Origin of the sequence: Burkholderia sp. HI2761 (assembly GCF_002223355.1) — a bacterium.
Lineage (GTDB): Bacteria > Pseudomonadota > Gammaproteobacteria > Burkholderiales > Burkholderiaceae > Burkholderia.
This window is the reverse complement of sequence record NZ_NKFN01000001.1, coordinates 555,686-571,755: the sequence shown is the minus strand read 5'-3', so window position 1 is coordinate 571,755 and position 16,070 is coordinate 555,686. Positions and strand designations below refer to the sequence as shown.

Annotated in this window: 15 protein-coding genes; 6 read left to right on the top strand and 9 right to left on the bottom strand. The window is 68.9% G+C overall.

The annotated features are described in order from the left end of the window. Window positions 1-95 precede the first annotated feature (95 nt). The 5 genes from metH to CFB46_RS02685 form a co-directional block, all read right to left on the bottom strand. On the bottom strand, window positions 96-2,813 hold the full coding sequence (gene metH, locus CFB46_RS02710) for a methionine synthase (RefSeq protein ID WP_179235020.1): 2,718 nt from the start codon (window positions 2,811-2,813) through the stop codon (window positions 96-98). Between the two features lie 41 nt (window positions 2,814-2,854). Next, the gene (locus CFB46_RS02705) at window positions 2,855-3,922 is read right to left on the bottom strand and encodes a homocysteine S-methyltransferase family protein (protein ID WP_089499215.1); all 1,068 of its coding nucleotides are present in this window, start codon (window positions 3,920-3,922) and stop codon (window positions 2,855-2,857) included. Between the two features lie 202 nt (window positions 3,923-4,124). Next, complete coding sequence (locus CFB46_RS02700; RefSeq protein ID WP_006477667.1) at window positions 4,125-4,382, bottom strand: BTH_I0359 family protein; 258 nt, start codon at window positions 4,380-4,382, stop codon at window positions 4,125-4,127. 244 nt (window positions 4,383-4,626) lie between these two features. Further along, window positions 4,627-5,889, bottom strand: coding sequence for a DUF3108 domain-containing protein (locus CFB46_RS02690; protein WP_089499214.1), 1,263 nt, complete (start codon window positions 5,887-5,889; stop codon window positions 4,627-4,629). Window positions 5,890-6,003: 114 nt separating this feature from the next. After that, complete coding sequence (locus CFB46_RS02685) at window positions 6,004-6,870, bottom strand: IclR family transcriptional regulator (RefSeq protein WP_027785566.1); 867 nt, start codon at window positions 6,868-6,870, stop codon at window positions 6,004-6,006. 129 nt (window positions 6,871-6,999) lie between these two features. Here CFB46_RS02685 and CFB46_RS02680 point away from each other — a divergent pair, with 129 nt between their 5' ends. The 6 genes from CFB46_RS02680 to rfaE2 all read left to right on the top strand — a co-directional run bounded on the left by CFB46_RS02680 (window position 7,000) and on the right by rfaE2 (window position 13,019). Continuing rightward, window positions 7,000-7,992: a fumarylacetoacetate hydrolase family protein gene (locus CFB46_RS02680; protein ID WP_089499213.1), complete on the top strand. Its 993-nt coding sequence runs from the start codon at window positions 7,000-7,002 to the stop codon at window positions 7,990-7,992. Window positions 7,993-8,123: 131 nt separating this feature from the next. After that, window positions 8,124-8,951 carry an enoyl-CoA hydratase/isomerase family protein gene (locus CFB46_RS02675; RefSeq protein ID WP_027785564.1) on the top strand — a complete coding sequence of 276 codons (828 nt, stop codon included), beginning with the start codon at window positions 8,124-8,126 and terminating at the stop codon, window positions 8,949-8,951. An 81-nt stretch (window positions 8,952-9,032) separates the two neighbouring features. Continuing rightward, a complete protein-coding gene (locus CFB46_RS02670) occupies window positions 9,033-9,788 on the top strand; it encodes a PhaM family polyhydroxyalkanoate granule multifunctional regulatory protein (RefSeq protein ID WP_089499212.1) in 756 nt (251 codons plus the stop codon). Window positions 9,789-9,812: 24 nt separating this feature from the next. Beyond that, window positions 9,813-11,039 (top strand): patatin-like phospholipase family protein, encoded by a 1,227-nt coding sequence (locus CFB46_RS02665; protein WP_027785562.1) that lies wholly within the window; start codon window positions 9,813-9,815, stop codon window positions 11,037-11,039. 465 nt (window positions 11,040-11,504) lie between these two features. Further along, complete coding sequence (locus CFB46_RS02655; RefSeq protein ID WP_011353352.1) at window positions 11,505-12,383, top strand: diiron oxygenase; 879 nt, start codon at window positions 11,505-11,507, stop codon at window positions 12,381-12,383. Window positions 12,384-12,533: 150 nt separating this feature from the next. Next, entirely contained in the window at window positions 12,534-13,019 is a 486-nt protein-coding gene (rfaE2, locus tag CFB46_RS02650) for a D-glycero-beta-D-manno-heptose 1-phosphate adenylyltransferase (RefSeq protein ID WP_089499211.1), read from the top strand. Window positions 13,020-13,035: 16 nt separating this feature from the next. Here rfaE2 and CFB46_RS02645 read toward each other — a convergent pair whose 3' ends face one another. The 4 genes from CFB46_RS02645 to CFB46_RS02630 all read right to left on the bottom strand — a co-directional run bounded on the left by CFB46_RS02645 (window position 13,036) and on the right by CFB46_RS02630 (window position 16,028). Then, window positions 13,036-13,278, bottom strand: coding sequence for a hypothetical protein (locus tag CFB46_RS02645; protein ID WP_089499210.1), 243 nt, complete (start codon window positions 13,276-13,278; stop codon window positions 13,036-13,038). A gap of 209 nt (window positions 13,279-13,487) precedes the next feature. Beyond that, complete coding sequence (locus tag CFB46_RS02640; protein WP_089499209.1) at window positions 13,488-14,288, bottom strand: type III pantothenate kinase; 801 nt, start codon at window positions 14,286-14,288, stop codon at window positions 13,488-13,490. Continuing rightward, window positions 14,285-15,205, bottom strand: coding sequence for a biotin--[acetyl-CoA-carboxylase] ligase (locus CFB46_RS02635; protein WP_089499208.1), 921 nt, complete (start codon window positions 15,203-15,205; stop codon window positions 14,285-14,287). Before CFB46_RS02635 ends, CFB46_RS02640 begins: the two co-directional genes overlap by 4 nt. Before the next feature lie 124 nt (window positions 15,206-15,329). After that, entirely contained in the window at window positions 15,330-16,028 is a 699-nt protein-coding gene (locus CFB46_RS02630) for a hypothetical protein (protein ID WP_227789628.1), read from the bottom strand. Between the last annotated feature and the right edge of the window lie 42 nt (window positions 16,029-16,070).

Genomic DNA, 16,070 nt, shown 5'->3' with positions numbered 1-16,070 from the left:
ATCGAAAGGTTCGCCAGACAGGAAAAAAGCCCGCTTTCGAGCGGGCTTTTTATTTTGTCTGATCAAAAGGCGGCCGGGCCGCCCGTTCGCGTCGATCAGAGCTGCGGCGCGAGCGCGCGGCGGGCGTCGTCGAGCGACAGCGCCATGCGCCGCGCGTAGTCCTCGAGCTGATCCTGCCCGATTTTGCCGACCGAGAAATAGCGGGTGTCCGGATGCGCGAGGTAGAAGCCCGACACGCTCGCCGCCGGCAGCATCGCCAGCGAATCCGTCACGCTCATGCCGATTTCGTCCGCGTGCAGCACGTCGAACATGTCGCGTTTCACGAGGTGGTCGGGGCAGGCCGGGTAGCCGGGCGCCGGGCGGATGCCCGCGTACTTTTCCGCGATCAGCGCGTCGTTGTCGAGCGTCTCGCCGCTCGCGTAGCCCCACAGCTCGCGCCGCACGCGTGCGTGCATCGCTTCCGCGAGCGCTTCCGCGAAACGGTCGGCGAGCGCCTTCAGCATGATCGCGCTGTAGTCGTCGTGGTCCGCTTCGAACTGCTTCTCCTTCACGTCGACACCGAGGCCGGCCGTGACCGCGAACATCCCGATGTAGTCGGCGACGCCCGATTCCTTCGGCGCGATGAAATCGGCGAGCGAGCGGTTCGGCCGCATCACGCCGTCGACCACCGGGCGCACGCTCTGCTGGCGCAGGTTGCGCCACGTGAGCAGCACGTCGGAGCGCGACTCGTCGCTGTAGATCTCGATGTCGTCGTCGTTGACGGTGTTCGCGGGCAGCAGCGCGATCACGCCGTTTGCGGTCAGCCAGCGGCCCTGGATCAGGCGCGCGAGCATCGACTTCGCGTCGGAGAACACGCGCCGCGCCGATTCGCCGACGATCTCGTCGTTCAGGATCGCCGGGTACGGGCCCGCGAGGTCCCAGGTCTGGAAGAACGGGCCCCAGTCGATGTAGTTCGCGAGCTCGTTCAGGTCGTAATTCTTGAACACGCGGCGGCCGATGAACTTCGGCTTCACCGGCCGGTAGCCGGCCCAGTCGACCTGGGTCTTGTTCGCGCGCGCCTCGGCGAGCGTGACCATCGGCTGCTGCTTGCGGTTCGCGTGCTGGTCGCGGATGCGCTCGTAGTCGGACTTCAGCTCGTCGAGATACTTCGCCGCGCCTTCGTCGGACAGCAGGTTCGACGCGACCGACACCGAGCGCGACGCATCCGGCACGTAGACGACCGGGCCTTCGTAGTGCGGCGCGATCTTCACGGCTGTGTGCACGCGCGACGTCGTCGCGCCGCCGATCAGGAGCGGAATCTTCTTCACGCGGAAGTAGTCGTCGCGCTGCATTTCGGACGCGACGTACGCCATTTCCTCGAGGCTCGGCGTGATGAGGCCCGACAGCCCGATGATGTCCGCGCCTTCGACCTTCGCCTTCGCGAGGATCTCGTTGCACGGGACCATCACGCCCATGTTGACCACTTCGAAGTTGTTGCACTGGAGCACGACCGACACGATGTTCTTGCCGATGTCGTGCACGTCGCCCTTGACGGTCGCGATCACGATCTTGCCCTTCGCGCGCACGTCGCCGCCCGCTTCCGCGAGCAGGCGCTTTTCTTCCTCGATGAACGGGATCAGGTGGGCGACCGCCTGCTTCATCACGCGCGCGGACTTCACGACCTGCGGCAGGAACATCTTGCCCTGGCCGAACAGGTCGCCGACGATGTTCATCCCGTCCATCAGCGGGCCTTCGATCACGTTGATCGGCCGGCCGCCGGCCGCGTCGATCTTCGCGCGCACTTCTTCGGTGTCCTCGACGATGAAGGTCGTGATGCCGTGCACGAGGGCATGCGAGAGCCGTTTCTCGACCGGCTGATTGCGCCACTCGAGGTTCTCTTCCTTCTTCGCGCCGCCGGCCTTGAACTTGTCGGCGATTTCGAGCAGGCGGTCGGTGGAATCCTCACGGCGGTTCAGGATCACGTCCTCCACGCGCTCGCGCAGCTCCGCGTCGAGATCGGCGTACACGCCGAGCTGGCCCGCGTTCACGATGCCCATGTCCATCCCGGCCTGGATCGCGTGATACAGGAACACGGTATGGATCGCCTCGCGCACCGGGTCGTTGCCGCGGAACGAGAACGACACGTTCGACACGCCGCCGCTCACCTTCGCGTGCGGCAGGTTCTGCTTGATCCAGCGGGTCGCCTCGATGAAGTCGACCGCGTAGTTGTTGTGCTCCTCGATGCCGGTCGCGACCGCGAAGATGTTCGGGTCGAAGATGATGTCTTCCGGCGGGAAGCCGACTTCGTTCACGAGGAAGTCGTACGAGCGCTTGCAGATCTCGGTCTTGCGCTTGAACGTGTCGGCCTGGCCCGTTTCGTCGAACGCCATCACGACCGCGGCCGCGCCGTAGCGGCGGATCAGGTTCGCGTGGTGACGGAACGCGTCCTCGCCTTCCTTCAGCGAGATCGAGTTCACGATCGCCTTGCCCTGCACGCACTTGAGGCCGGCCTCGATCACGTCCCACTTCGACGAGTCGATCATGATCGGCACGCGTGCGATGTCCGGCTCGGACGCGATCAGGTTCAGGAAGCGCACCATCGCCGCCTTCGAATCGAGCATCGCCTCGTCCATGTTGATGTCGATCACCTGCGCGCCGTTCTCGACCTGCTGGCGCGCGACGGCGAGCGCCTCGTCGAACTGGCCGTTGAGGATCATCCGTGCGAACGCCTTCGAGCCGGTGACGTTGGTGCGTTCGCCGACGTTGATGAAGAGCGTCCCGGGCGTGACGTTGAACGGCTCGAGGCCGGCAAGGCGCATCATGTGATCGGTCATGGCGGTGCGGTTTCTGAGATGAAGGACGTGGGGCGGTCGGGTCAGGCGTTGTCGCTGTACTGGTTCGGCCAGCGGCGCGGCTTCACGTCGGCGAGCGCCTTCGCGATTTCGGCGATGTGTTCGGGCGTCGTGCCGCAGCAGCCGCCCGCGAGGTTCACGAGCCCGGCCTGCGCGAATTCCTTCAGCAGGCCCGACGTGACGTCCGGGGTTTCGTCGAAGCCCGTGTCGCTCATCGGGTTCGGCAGGCCCGCGTTCGGGTAGCACGACACGTAGGTGTCGCACAGCTTCGCGAGCTCGGCGATGTACGGGCGCATCAGCGCCGCGCCGAGCGCGCAGTTCAGGCCGAACGTGAGCGGCTTCGCGTGGCGCAGCGAATTCCAGAACGCCTCGACCGTCTGGCCCGACAGGATCCGGCCGGACGCATCGGTGACGGTGCCCGAGATCATGATCGGCAGGCGCTCGCCGGTGTCCTCGAACAGCTCGTCGAGCGCGAACAGCGCGGCTTTCGCATTCAGCGTGTCGAAGATCGTCTCGACGAGGAACAGGTCGACGCCGCCGTCGAGCAGCGCCTTCGCCTGCTGGTAGTACGACGTGCGCAGTTCGTCGAACGTGACGTTGCGCGCGCCCGGATCGTTGACGTCCGGCGAGATGCTGGCCGTCTTCGGCGTCGGCCCGATCGCGCCCGCGACGAAGCGCGGCTTGTCGGGCGTCGCGTATTTCGCGGCCGATTCGCGCGCGAGCTTCGCCGATTCGACGTTCATCTCGACGACGAGATCTTCCATCCCGTAGTCGGCCTGCGCGACGATCGTCGCGCCGAACGTGTTGGTCTCGACGATGTCGGCGCCGGCCGCGAAGTACTGGTCGTGGATCTCGCGGATGATCTGCGGCTGCGTGATCGACAGTAGCTCGTTGTTGCCCTTGATGTCGCGCGGGAAATCCTTGAAGCGCTCGCCGCGATACGCGGCTTCGTCGAGCTTGTAGCGCTGGATCATCGTGCCCATCGCGCCGTCGAGGATCAGGATGCGCGATTTCAGCAGCGCGGGCAGGGCGGCGCCGCGCGTGTAGGGCGCGTCGAGCGGGACGGAAGCAGCGAGAGGAGTCGCAGACATGGGCGGAGGACCGGCGAAGACGGAAAACCGTCATTGTAGCCGGTGCGTCAAGGGGGCGCCGACCCTCGCCGCGCCGGCCGGACGGCCCGCCAAATGAAAGCCCCCGCCGGCGAACCGGACGGGGGCATGATCGGAGTGCACGCGGCGCCGCGTCGGTGCGCGGCGAATGGCCCGGCCGCGTGACGCGCCGGGCCGCGAGTCGTCAGTGCAGCACGACGGGCATCATCATCAGGCTGTCGAATTGTCCGAGGAATTCGTCGACCTCGTCGAGCGACGGTTCATCCTCGATCAGTTGCTTCACGTGCGCGCGGAATCGTTCGGCAAGTTCGCCGTCGATGAAGATTTCGCGCTGTGCGTTCTTGTCGACGATTTCGTATCCGCCGGCATTCATCAGGTGATGGCCGGCCTGCGGCGCAAATTCGACGACGCAGTAGTTGGGGCTGTTGTAGATCATTTGCATGGCGGCACTCCTCTTCGCAGTGGCATCTGGCCTTGTTGTCCCCTAGGTGGGGCGAGCCTTGCCGGTTTCAAGGGGCTTGCGCTGCACACCCCGTTCTCCCGTTTGCGTGGGGTGTATCGGTTAGAAGCCGATGTCTATCAAACGTTTCTTATTGTGAGCCGGTGGACTGAAATAGTTGTTAAAGAGTGTCATCGGCCATTTTCGGGAAATCTGTAATCGGTCGAAATTGCCGATTCGTGCGCGTTCACTGTGTGACAGTCGATGAGGCAGGTGGTTGCATCGTCGCGGGCGATGCAGATTGCGCCGGTTGTGCAGGCGGCGCGGCCGATGCATCGGGCGACGGTGCGGCGGCGGGCGCGTTCGTTGCGCCGCTTGCTGGCGCGGCATCGGCAGGCACGTTCGGTGCGGCGAGGCGGCCGTGCCACAGCAACTCGATCTGCGCACCGTTCGGCTCGCTCTGCACGAGCCGCGCGGGCAGCCAGCCGAGCGACGGCGCGAGCCACATGTCGATGCGGCGCGTGTCGCCGTCGCGGCGCGGCAGGCGCATGAAGTGCCGCGCGGCGATGATGCCGGTCTGCGTCTGCACCTGCTCGTCGCCGATCACGGTGATCGGCCAGGTCTCGCCGCTGTTGTTGTCGATCACGAAGAATTGCTGCGTGACGCCCGGTTTGTAGGCGGCGGGATTGCCGCGCACGAGCCCCGACAACTGCATCAGCATGCTGAAGCGGTCCTGCACGCCGTCGGGCAGCGGCGCGTTGTTCGGCGTGCGCGTGAACACGACCTGCCGGATCTCGCGGTTGAAGATCGCGATGTCTTCCGGCCGCTTGCCGCGCTTCTCGACGTAACGGTCGGGCGCGACGCCGAAGGCATCGATGCGGCCTTCGCTGCGATAGGTGAACGGGCCGACGAACGGCACGGGCATCGATACCGACAGGTCGTACGTGTGCCCGTCGGTGCGCCAGTGGATCGTGCCGATCATGTTCTGCATGCCGTTGTAGAACGTGTCGTACTGCAGGTCGCCGGACGGCGGCGCGGCGAATTTCACGCCGCTCGTCGCGGGGCCGGGTGTCGCGGCGCTGGCGCCGGCGGCCGACGCGGCGTGTGTGCTCGACGCCCCCGAGGTCCCCGCCGTGCCGCTCGCGGCGGACGCGGCGGCAGCCGGCGGTTCGCCGTGCTCGGCCGTCTGCGTCGACGTGAGGACCGGCTCGTGCGACGGTGCGGGTTTCGGCGGGGCCGCCTTCGGCGCGTCGGCCCTGGGCGCGGCCGGACGTTCGACCGGCTTCGGCTCCGGCGGAGCAGGCTGCCGCTCGATCGGCCGCGGTTTCAGCAGCTCGATCTGCACGGGGATGTCGGCGGGCGGCGGCGGCGTGAACGATTCGCGGTTGCGCATCAGCCAGAACCCGGCGAGCGCATGCAGCACCAGCACGGCGACGAGCGCGATGCCCACGCGCAGTCCGCGGCGGGGCGGGGCGTGACTCGGGCGAAGGTCGGCGGGCTGCATGGGCATCGGAACGGGCTCGGGGGGCTTGCGTGAGGTCGGGCGCGCGGTGCGCGCCACAGGAATCGGACCATCGGATGCGCCGCGCGTTCGCGATGCGTGACGTGGCGCGAACCGGATGCGTCAGGCGTCGCGTGCGTCGGGACTATAGCCGAGTTCGTAAGACAGTTTCTGCGCGCATGCGCGCAGCGCGGTGTCGATCTCGCCGCCCCATGCGATGTCGAACGAGCCTTCCTGGCCGAGCGCGACGATCGCGAGCGCGAGTTCGCCGACCGCGTCGAACACCGGCATGCAGAACGCGTGGATCGTCGGCAGCAGCATCCCTTCGACGCGCGCGGCCTGGTGCGCGCGCACGTCGGCGAGCACCGCGTCGACTTCGTCGAGCGTGCGCGGGCCGCCGTGGTGCGGCGAGCGGCGCGTATCGGCGAGTTCGCGCTCGAGCATCGCGGCGGTCTTGCCGCGCGGCAGGTACGCGGCGAACAGCAGGCCCGTCGCGGAGCCGAGCAGCGGCATCACGTCGCCGAGCTTCAGCGACGCCTTCGCGGGATGGCTCGATTCCATCCAGTGCACGATCGTCGGCCCCTGGTTGCCCCATACCGCGATGCCGACCGTCTGGTCGAGACGGTCGCGGAATTCGGTCAGCGCGATCCGCGCGAGCTTCACGCCGTCGACGCGCGCGAGCCGCGCGAGGCCCATCTGCAGCGCGAAGCCGCCCAGCTCGTAGCGGCCCGAGACGGGATCCTGAGACACGACGCCGAGCCGCGAGAAGCTGACCAGATAGCGGTGCGCCTTCGCCGGACTCATGCCCGCGCGCTGCGCGAGATCGCGCAGCATCATCGCGCGCGGCTCGCTCGTCAGCACGTCGAGCAGGCGGAAGCCGACCTCGATCGACTGGATGCCGGAACGGACCTTCTCGCCGTGTTCGCCGGAGGCGGCGTCGTCGGTATCGGAGTCGGCGAGATCGTCGTCGGGAAGCGGGCTGGCGGGCATGGGCAAGAGGTGCGCGAAAATGCGGCAGGAAACGGGGCGAAAACGGCGTGCGCCATCATGACGCGCCGCATGGATTCACCATCGTAAAATAGATTCCCTCCATCGTCACTACAACGGCAGATCCTCCCTATGAAACTTGCTTCGCTGAAGGACGGCACGCGCGACGGCCAGCTGATCGTCGTGTCGCGCGACCTGCACACCGCGGCGATTGCCGATGCGATCGCGCCGACGCTGCAGCGCGTCCTCGACGACTGGGCGTTCTACGCGCCGCAACTGCGCGACCTGTACGACGCGCTGAACCACGGCCGCGCGCGCAATGCGTTCGCGTTCGACCCGGCCAACTGCATGGCGCCGCTGCCGCGCGCGTTCCAGTGGGCCGACGGCTCCGCGTACGTGAACCACGTCGAGCTCGTGCGCCGCGCGCGCGGTGCCGAGATGCCGCCCGAGTTCTGGACCGATCCGCTGATGTACCAGGGCGGCAGCGACGATTTCCTGGGGCCGCGCGACGACGTCGTGTGCCCGTCCGAGGAATGGGGCATCGATTTCGAGGCGGAAGTCGCGGTGATCACCGGCGACGTGCCGATGAGCGCGTCGCCCGACGACGCGCTGAAGGCCGTGCGGCTCGTCACGCTCGTGAACGACGTGTCGCTGCGCAACCTGATTCCGCACGAGCTCGCGAAGGGCTTCGGCTTCTTCCAGAGCAAGCCGGCCACCGCGTTCGCGCCGGTCGCCGTCACGCCCGACGAGCTCGGCGACGAGTGGCGCGCAGGCCGCGTGCACCGCCCGATGATCGTCCACTGGAACGGCAAGAAGGTCGGCCAGCCCGACGCCGGCACCGACATGGTGTTCCATTTCGGCCAGCTGATCGCGCACGCGGCGAAGACGCGCAACCTGCGTGCCGGCTCGATCGTCGGCTCCGGTACGGTCTCGAACAAGGACGCGAAGCGCGGCTACTGCTGCATCGCCGAGAAGCGCTGCCTCGAGACGATCGAGCACGGCGCGCCGCAGACCGAATTCATGCGCTACGGCGATACCGTGCGCATCGAGATGTTCGATGCGGCCGGCAAGTCGATCTTCGGCGCGATCGAGCAGTCGGTCGCCCCGCCCGACGGCGCGGCATGAGCCGCGCGGGGATGCGGCGCAGCGGCGAAACCCTGCCGCGGCCCGCGCGCCGGGTTTCGCCCGATGTTTGACCGCGCGGGCTTGGCTACACTCGATTCAAGCGTTCGAACCCCTCGAACAAGGAGCAGCAGATGGCCGATCTCGCCGCGTACGGCGGTTACGAAGCACTGAAGGTGACGCGCCGCGACCATGGCGTGCTCGACATCGTGATGAGCGGCGAGGGCGCGAACCGCAGCGGCCTCGCGACCGCGAACGCACGCATGCATCGCGAGCTCGCCGACATCTGGCGCGACGTCGATCGCGATCCCGACACGCGCGTCGCGGTGATCCGCGGCGAAGGCAAGGGCTTTTCGGCGGGCGGCGATCTCGCGCTCGTCGAGGACATGGCGAACGATTTCGACGTGCGCGCACGGGTGTGGCGCGAGGCGCGCGACCTCGTCTACAACGTGATCAACTGCAGCAAGCCGATCGTGTCGGCGATGCATGGCCCGGCCGTCGGCGCGGGGCTCGTCGCCGGGCTGCTCGCCGACATCTCGATCGCCGCGAAGGACGCGCGCATCATCGACGGCCACACGCGCCTCGGCGTCGCGGCCGGCGACCACGCGGCGATCGTGTGGCCGCTGCTGTGCGGGATGGCGAAGGCGAAGTACTACCTGATGCTGTGCGAGCCCGTGAGCGGCGAGGAGGCCGAGCGGATCGGGCTGGTCTCGCTCGCGGTCGAGCCGGCCGACCTGCTGCCGAAGGCGTACGAAGTGGCCGAGCGGCTCGCGCACGGTTCGCAGTCGGCGATCCGCTGGACCAAGTACGCGCTGAACAACTGGCTGCGCACCGCCGGGCCGACCTTCGATACGTCGCTCGCGCTCGAATTCATGGGTTTTTCGGGGCCCGACGTGCGGGAAGGCATCCGTTCGCTGCGCGAGCGGCGCCCGCCCGCGTTTCCCGGCGACGCGCCGTTCTGACGTGCGCGCTATGATCGAACCACGCGCGGCTGCGCGACGCACGGCGGCCGCCTCGCTCCCCCAGTCAACCAGGATGCCCGTATGACGACCGATGCCTCCGGCGCCAACCCTTTCGCCGGCTTTGCCGGGTTCCAGCCCGCCGACATGATGGACCGGATGTGGGACATGATGCGGATGTCGCCGTTCGGCGGGATGGCGCCGTTTCCGGGCGCGACGCACGGGCTGCCGCCGTCGCTGTCGAGCATGTCCGACATGATGTCGCCGCTCACGAACGTCGAGGAACTCGACAAGCGGATCACCGATCTGCGCGCGGTCGAGCAGTGGCTGAAGCTCAATCTCGGGATGCTGCAGTCCGCGATCCAGGCGCTCGAGGTGCAGCGCGCGACGCTCGCGACGCTGCGTGCGTTCGGCGCGTTCGCGCAAAGCTCGATGTCGGCGGCCGAGGAAGCGGCCGTTGCCGCCGCGCAGGCCGCGAAAACCGCGTCGGCGGGCGAGGCCGCGCCCGCGGGCGATGCCGCGGCATCGGCCGCCGCGGATGCGCCGGAAGGCGGCCCCGCGCAGCAGCCGTTCGACCCGGCCGGCTGGTGGAACTTGCTGCAGACGCAATTCAACCAGCTCGCGAGCCTCGCGATGGCGCAGCCGGGCGTGCAGCCTGCTGCCCCGGGCGCCGCGCCGCCGGAGGCCGCTGCCGCGCCGGAACCCGCCGCGAAGCCGGCTGCGGCCGCGGCCGCACCGCGCAAGCCCGCCGCGAAGCGCGCGAAGCCGTCCGGTTCGGCCGCGGCCCGCGCGGCGGCCGCTTCGTCGCCCGAAACCCGTCCGCCGAAGCGCTCGACGTGATGCGGCGCAGGTAGGAGGTCGGCCATGCGACTCGCGCTCGTTCTGATGGGAGGCGGCGCGCGCGCCGCATACCAGGTCGGCGTGCTGAAGGCGCTGGCCGAGATCGCGCGCGAGGCCGATCCGCGGCGGCACACGCTGCCGTTCGCGGTCGTGTGCGGCTCGTCGGCGGGCGCGATCAACGCGACGTCGATCGCCAGCCACGCGGACGATTTTTCCCATGGCGTGCGGCGCCTGCTCGAATTCTGGGAGCCGCTGCGCGCCGAATACGTGTATCGCACCGACTGGCTCGGCGTCGCGGCCGCCGGCGCGCGCTGGCTCGCGACGATGACGTTCGGCTGGGCGGCGCGCCGCTCGCCGCGCGGGCTGCTCGACAACACGCCGCTCGCGCACCTGCTGCAGCGCGAACTGAGCTTTCACCGGATCGAGCAAATGCTCGAGGCGCGCCTGCTGCACGCGCTCGCGATCACCGCGCTCAGCTATTCGAGCGGCCGGCACCTCACGTTCTATCAGGCCGCCGAGCCGATCCAGGCGTGGCGGCGCGCGCAACGCACCGCGCGGCTCGTCGACCTGTCGGCGTCGCACTTGCTCGCGTCGTCGGCCATTCCGTTCGTGTTTCCGGCCGTGCCGCTCGTGCTCGACGGGCAGATCGAATACTTCGGCGACGGCTCGATCCGGCAGATCGCGCCACTGTCGCCGGCGATCCACTTCGGCGCGCACCGGATCGTCGTCGTCGGCGCAGCCGATCCGCGGCCCGAGATTCCGGCCGCGAACGGCGCGGGGCGGCCGCGCGGCTACCCGACGCTCGCGCAAATCGGCCAGCAGGTACTCGCGAGCGTGTTCCTCGACTCGATCGGCTCGGACATCGAACGGATCGAGCACATCAACCGGATGATCGAGCACCTGCCGCACCAGGTCGAAATAGACAGCGGCTGGCGGCACGTCGACGTGCTCGCGATCGCGCCGTCCGAGCGCATCGAGCTGATTGCCGCGAAGCACCTGAAGCAGATGCCGGCGACGATGCGCGGGCTGCTCGGCGCGATCGGCGGCAGCCAGCCGGCCGGCGCGTCGTTCGCCAGCTACCTGCTGTTCGAGGAGGCCTTCACGCGCGAGCTGATCGAGCTTGGCTACCGCGACGGCCGGGCGCAGCGGGAGACGCTCGCCGGTTGGATCGCGCACGCGGACGGCAGCACCGCGCCGGCACCAGGCATGCCGCCGGAAGACGGCCTCGCGACGGGCGAAATGCGGGTCTGACACGCGCAGGCGTGCTGTAAGGTTGTGTTTTCGCGACGGTCGGCCGCGACCGATCGCCGCACCGCGGTGGGCGGCGCACCACTGGCCAGGCGTCTCGGAACCGTCATGCACGCGTGCTATCATGGCCGCCGCCGTATACACCATATCGAGCAGCCCGCCGATCCGGCATCCGCACGGGACCTTTCGGGGAACCCGCCTGCGGCAGGGGACGGGCGCGCCACCGAGCCGGCCAGCGCCGGCCCCCACTCAGGCACGCGCGCCCGGCTCCGTCCGAACGGAGCGGGGGTGGCGGCATGCCCAACGGCGGCAACGCGGCCGCCTGGCTGCCAGACGAGGAATCGGCGTCCGGCGGGCCGGATTCCCGCGTAAAATTAGAGTCTTGGCTGCAAAAAGCGCGTGGCGCGCTTGCGCGGCAACAGTCACGTTTAGAGAAGTCGCATTGCGCAGAACAGGGGTGGGACCATCATGAACACCATGCTTTATCCGGAACTTTACAGGTCGCTCGAAGCTGTCCGCTGGGACATGGAGAAGGACATTCCGTGGGACAAGTTCGACGCTTCGTTGCTCACCGACGAGCAGGCGAAGACGATCAAGATGAACGCGATCACCGAATGGTCGGCGCTGCCCGCGACGGAAATGTTCCTGCGCGACAACCAGCACGACAGCGACTTTTCCGCGTTCATGAGCGTGTGGTTCTTCGAGGAGCAGAAGCATTCGCTCGTGCTGATGGAATACCTGCGCCGCTTCAAGCCGGAGATGGTGCCGACCGAGGAGGAACTGCACGCGGTGCGCTTCCAGTTCGATCCGGCGCCGCCGCTCGAGACGCTGATGCTGCATTTCTGCGGCGAAATCCGCCTGAACCACTGGTACCGCTGCGCGGCCGACTGGCATACCGAGCCCGTCATCAAGCAGATCTACGAAACGATTTCGCGCGACGAGGCGCGTCATGGCGGCGCGTACCTGCGCTACATGAAGAAAGCGCTGAACAATTGCGGCGACGTCGCACGCGCCGCATTCGCGAAGATCGGCGTGCTGATGGCGTCGGCGCGCCGCACCGAGAAGCCGCTGCACCCGACCAACCTGCACGTGAACCAGGCGCTGTTCCCGCGCGACACGGTGCAGTCGCGCCTGCCGGATCCGGAGTGGCTCGAGCGTTGGCTCGACGAGCAGATCCGGTTCGACGGCGAGTGGGAGAAGAAGGTCGTCGAGCGGATCCTGCACAACCTGTCGATCCTGTTCGAGCGCACGTTCGCGACCGCGCAGGAGCTGAACCGCTATCGCAAGGAAGTCACCGGCCGCCTGCAGGCCGAAAGCGGCCCGTCGTCGGCCGCGCAGCCGGCCTGAGGCCGGCAGGTGCCGGCGGCGGCGCGAGTCGCGCCCGGCTCGCGGCACCGTGTCGCGTTCGTTGCATGAAGCCCGCCCGGCCGGTCCGGCGGGCTTTTTATCTGGTGCCGCCGTCGCGCGCGCCGTTGCTCATTCCGTCCGATCTCCATCATGTCCGCCACCTTCGAACGCAAGCTGATCACCCGTGATGCCCTCGTCGCGCTGCGCGCGTCGCTGCCGTCGCCCGTCGTGTTCACCAACGGCGTGTTCGACATCCTGCATCGCGGTCACGTCACGTATCTCGCCGATGCGAAGGCGCTCGGCGCCTGCCTGATCGTCGGCGTGAACAGCGATGCGTCGGTGCGCATGCTCGGCAAGGGCGACGACCGGCCGATCAACCGCGAGGAGGATCGCGCGGCACTGCTGGCGGCGCTGGAAAGCGTCGACTGGGTCGTGACGTTCGGGGAAAAGACGCCCGTGTCGCTGATCGAGGCCGTCCGTCCGGACATCCTCGTGAAGGGCGGCGATTACGACATGGATGCGCTGCCGGAATCCGCGCTCGTGCGCGGCTGGGGCGGCCAGGCGCTGGCGATTCCGTTCGAGCACGACCGCTCGACCACCGCGTTGCTGAAGAAGGTGCGCGCGCAACAGTCCTGAGCGCGACGCGGCGCCGTCACGGCGCGGATGCCGCGAGCGGGGCGGTCGTGACGGCCGGTGCCGTGATCGGGCCGCCGACGACGGGCTGGTCGGTCGCTCGCATCAGCGGTGTCACGCGCAGCGCGTCCGGCCGCACCTGCCGGGACAGCACGCCGGGTTCGCGCGGCCCGGCCGCCGGCAGCGGCCCGAACACGCCGCGCGCCACCACGAACGCGAGCATGTTGGCGAGAAAGAGAACAGCGATCAGCCAGCGCAGCATCGTCGAAACTCCTTGTCGTCATCGACGTGGTTCATGTCGTTCAGTCGAGCCGGCCGCATGGCCGGCTTTTTCATGGCTTCCGTTGACCGTGCGGGCCGCTGGCGCGGCGCCGCGCGTACTGCGTCGTCGGCGGGGCGCGGGCGGCTTCGGTCCGCTTGGCTCCACTTCGGCCTGCATGGCCACGCGCCGGCGCGATGCCGGCGCCTTCGTCAATCCTGCGCCGTTGCCGGGCCGGCCGCATCCGCTGCGATCAGCGCGAGCCCGGACAGGATCAGCGCGTCGTGCCGCGTATGCGGGACCGTCAGCGCACGCGCGACGTCGTCCGCCGCACCGCCTGCCAGCACGAGCCGCACGGGCGCCTGCCACGCAGCGACGAGATCATGCCACGCGCGCTCGATCAGGCCGGCCTGCGCGTACAGGCAGCCGGCCGACAGCGAGCGCGACGTATCGACCTGGAACGGTTCGGCTTGCGCGCCCGCGAGCAGACCGCTGGCGATATCGGTGGTCAGCGTCGGCAACTGCGCGGTGTGCGTGCCGAGCGCGCGCATCATCAGCGCCCAGCCCGGCGCGATCAGCCCGCCCGTGAAGCGGCCGTCCGCGCGCAGTGCCTCGAGCGTCGTCGCGGTGCCGAACGTCGCGATCAGCAGATGCTCGTCCGGAAACGCCGCGTGCGCGCCGATCAAGCCGGCCCATCGGTCGCTGCCGAGCTGTTCGGGCGTCGTATAGCCGTTCGTCACGCCGCATTGCGCGGGCCGCGAGCGGATCGTCGTGCGCGGCAGGCCCGGCCAGCGTGCATCGAGCAGCGCATCGATCCGTGCGGCCACGTCGGCGCCCGCGACGTTCGAAATCCATGCGCCGCGCGGACGCGGCAGGTGCGACCAGTCAGGATCGGCGCCGCCGTCGCGCGTGTGGCCGAACGCGCCCGTGTCGACGAGCGTGCGCCGCGCGTCGGCGAGCGCCCACTTGATCCGGCTGTTGCCGGCGTCGATCAGCAGGTGCGGTTCGTTCATTGCGCTTCGCGCAGCGACACGTCGCCGGCCGCGATCGTCTGCACGCCGCTCGGAGTGTCGAGCAGCAACTGGCCGGTCGCATCGATGCCCGTCGCGATGCCGCGCGCGCGTTCGACGCCCTGTTCGAGCAGCACGACTTCGCGGCCGGCGTACGCGTGCAGCGCGTGCCAGCGCGGCAGGAACGGCGCGAGGCCGTCGGCGCCGAATTGCGCGAGCGCGGGCGTGAGCGCGTTCAGCGACGCGGCGAGCGTATCGGTGAGGTTCGCCGACGCGCACGCGATCGACAGCGCGGCGGGCGGCAGCCCGCTCGCGAGTGTCGCTTCGCGCGCGCGCAGCGCGTCGACCTGCGCGGCGACGGCTTCCGCGCCGCGCACGTTGATGCCGAAGCCGATCACGACGGCGGTCGCGTCGGCGGTGGTCCAGACGGTTTCGATCAGGATCCCGGCGAGCTTGCCGACGATGCGCGGCGTGCCGTCGTCGTCGGTCGTCAGCAGCAGGTCGTTCGGCCATTTGAGCGCGACGCGCATGCGCGCGTCGAGCGGCAGCGTGGCCAGCCCTTCGGCGAGCGCGACGCCGATCGCGATGCTGAGGCCGCCGAGTGCATCGATGGCGCGCGGCACGATGCAGCCGACCGAGCACAGCAGCGCATTGCCGGGCTGCGCGAACCACGGGCGGCCTTGCCGGCCGCGACCTGCCGTCTGCTCGAACGCGACGCGCACGAGCGGCGCGGGCAGCGCGTTCGCGCTGCGCGGCAGCGCCTTGAGCCGCGTTGCGACGTCGGCGTTGGTCGAGCCGGTGGCGGCGACGATGTCGAGCGGCCACGCGCGCGGCGCGGCGTCCAGGTGCGCCTCGAGCCGGTTGCGCGCGATGTGCGCGTCGCCGGATTCAGGCGTGTCGGAGGAGGTGGGGGCGTTCATGGCGCCTATTGTAGCGATAGGGGGCGTCGGCGCGTGCCGGGCCGTGCGTGCGACAGGCCGGTGTACGGCCGCGGTCCGGGCGCGCACCGCGCCTGGGCCGCCCGCCGGACCGGCGCCAAGTCGCTCAGTGCTGCCCCAGTTGTTCCAGCGCCTTGATGTCTTCCTCGCTCGTCATTTCGCAGGCGAGCAGCGTGTTGCCTTTGAGCGCCGGACCCTGGCGGGCCGACACGAGGATCAGAGCACCGCCCGGGCCGCGGACGTTCAGCCGGCGCGAATAGCCGACGGACGACGCACCGAGCAGGTGGCCTTTCTCGCGGGTGAGCTCGTAGCGTTTGGCGAGCTGGTCGGCGACTTCGCCTTCCACGAGCACGCCGATGCCGGTGGCGACGAACACGACGTGCTGCGTCGTGAAGCCGTCGCGGCGGATCGGCTCGGGCAGGCGATAGACCGCTGCACCCAGCATCGAGTTGTCCGGTTTCGGATCGGCCGCCTTGGCGGCGTTGTAGATCGCGTCCATCAGGTCCGACGTGAACGGCGGCTTGCACAGCGCGGCGTTGAAGATGTCGGGCGGCGCGGCGAGCGAAACGAGCGGAACGGCAGCGACGGCGGCGCCGATGGCGGCGCGCAGGCCGGACAGGCGATGCGACATGGATGAAGGCCTCTCAGGTTTTATTGTGAATGCGAGGCAGCATGTTAAGGCATCGCCGCACGTGTATCGAGCTGCGAGAACCGACAGGCTGCGCGGCGCGGCGACCGGAGTGCGTATCGCGCGCCGCGCATCGATCGCCGTTGTGCGCGTTCGACGCACGACGCGACGGATCATGCTTGTCGGGCAAGTCGCCGTTACGCTACCGCACGGTCGTGC

Coding starts and splice junctions, on each gene's coding strand:
- CFB46_RS02640 (WP_089499209.1), bottom strand. CDS start 14,288: ATGAACGAACCGCACCTGCTGATCGACGCCGGCAACAGCCGGATCAAG.
- CFB46_RS02680 (WP_089499213.1), top strand. CDS start 7,000: ATGAAACTTGCTTCGCTGAAGGACGGCACGCGCGACGGCCAGCTGATC.
- CFB46_RS02670 (WP_089499212.1), top strand. CDS start 9,033: ATGACGACCGATGCCTCCGGCGCCAACCCTTTCGCCGGCTTTGCCGGG.
- CFB46_RS02685 (WP_027785566.1), bottom strand. CDS start 6,870: ATGCCCGCCAGCCCGCTTCCCGACGACGATCTCGCCGACTCCGATACC.
- rfaE2 (WP_089499211.1), top strand. CDS start 12,534: ATGTCCGCCACCTTCGAACGCAAGCTGATCACCCGTGATGCCCTCGTC.
- metH (WP_179235020.1), bottom strand. CDS start 2,813: ATGACCGATCACATGATGCGCCTTGCCGGCCTCGAGCCGTTCAACGTC.
- CFB46_RS02645 (WP_089499210.1), bottom strand. CDS start 13,278: ATGCTGCGCTGGCTGATCGCTGTTCTCTTTCTCGCCAACATGCTCGCG.
- CFB46_RS02665 (WP_027785562.1), top strand. CDS start 9,813: ATGCGACTCGCGCTCGTTCTGATGGGAGGCGGCGCGCGCGCCGCATAC.
- CFB46_RS02690 (WP_089499214.1), bottom strand. CDS start 5,889: ATGCCCATGCAGCCCGCCGACCTTCGCCCGAGTCACGCCCCGCCCCGC.
- CFB46_RS02655 (WP_011353352.1), top strand. CDS start 11,505: ATGAACACCATGCTTTATCCGGAACTTTACAGGTCGCTCGAAGCTGTC.
- CFB46_RS02675 (WP_027785564.1), top strand. CDS start 8,124: ATGGCCGATCTCGCCGCGTACGGCGGTTACGAAGCACTGAAGGTGACG.
- CFB46_RS02635 (WP_089499208.1), bottom strand. CDS start 15,205: ATGAACGCCCCCACCTCCTCCGACACGCCTGAATCCGGCGACGCGCAC.
- CFB46_RS02630 (WP_227789628.1), bottom strand. CDS start 16,028: ATGATCCGTCGCGTCGTGCGTCGAACGCGCACAACGGCGATCGATGCG.
- CFB46_RS02705 (WP_089499215.1), bottom strand. CDS start 3,922: ATGTCTGCGACTCCTCTCGCTGCTTCCGTCCCGCTCGACGCGCCCTAC.
- CFB46_RS02700 (WP_006477667.1), bottom strand. CDS start 4,382: ATGCAAATGATCTACAACAGCCCCAACTACTGCGTCGTCGAATTTGCG.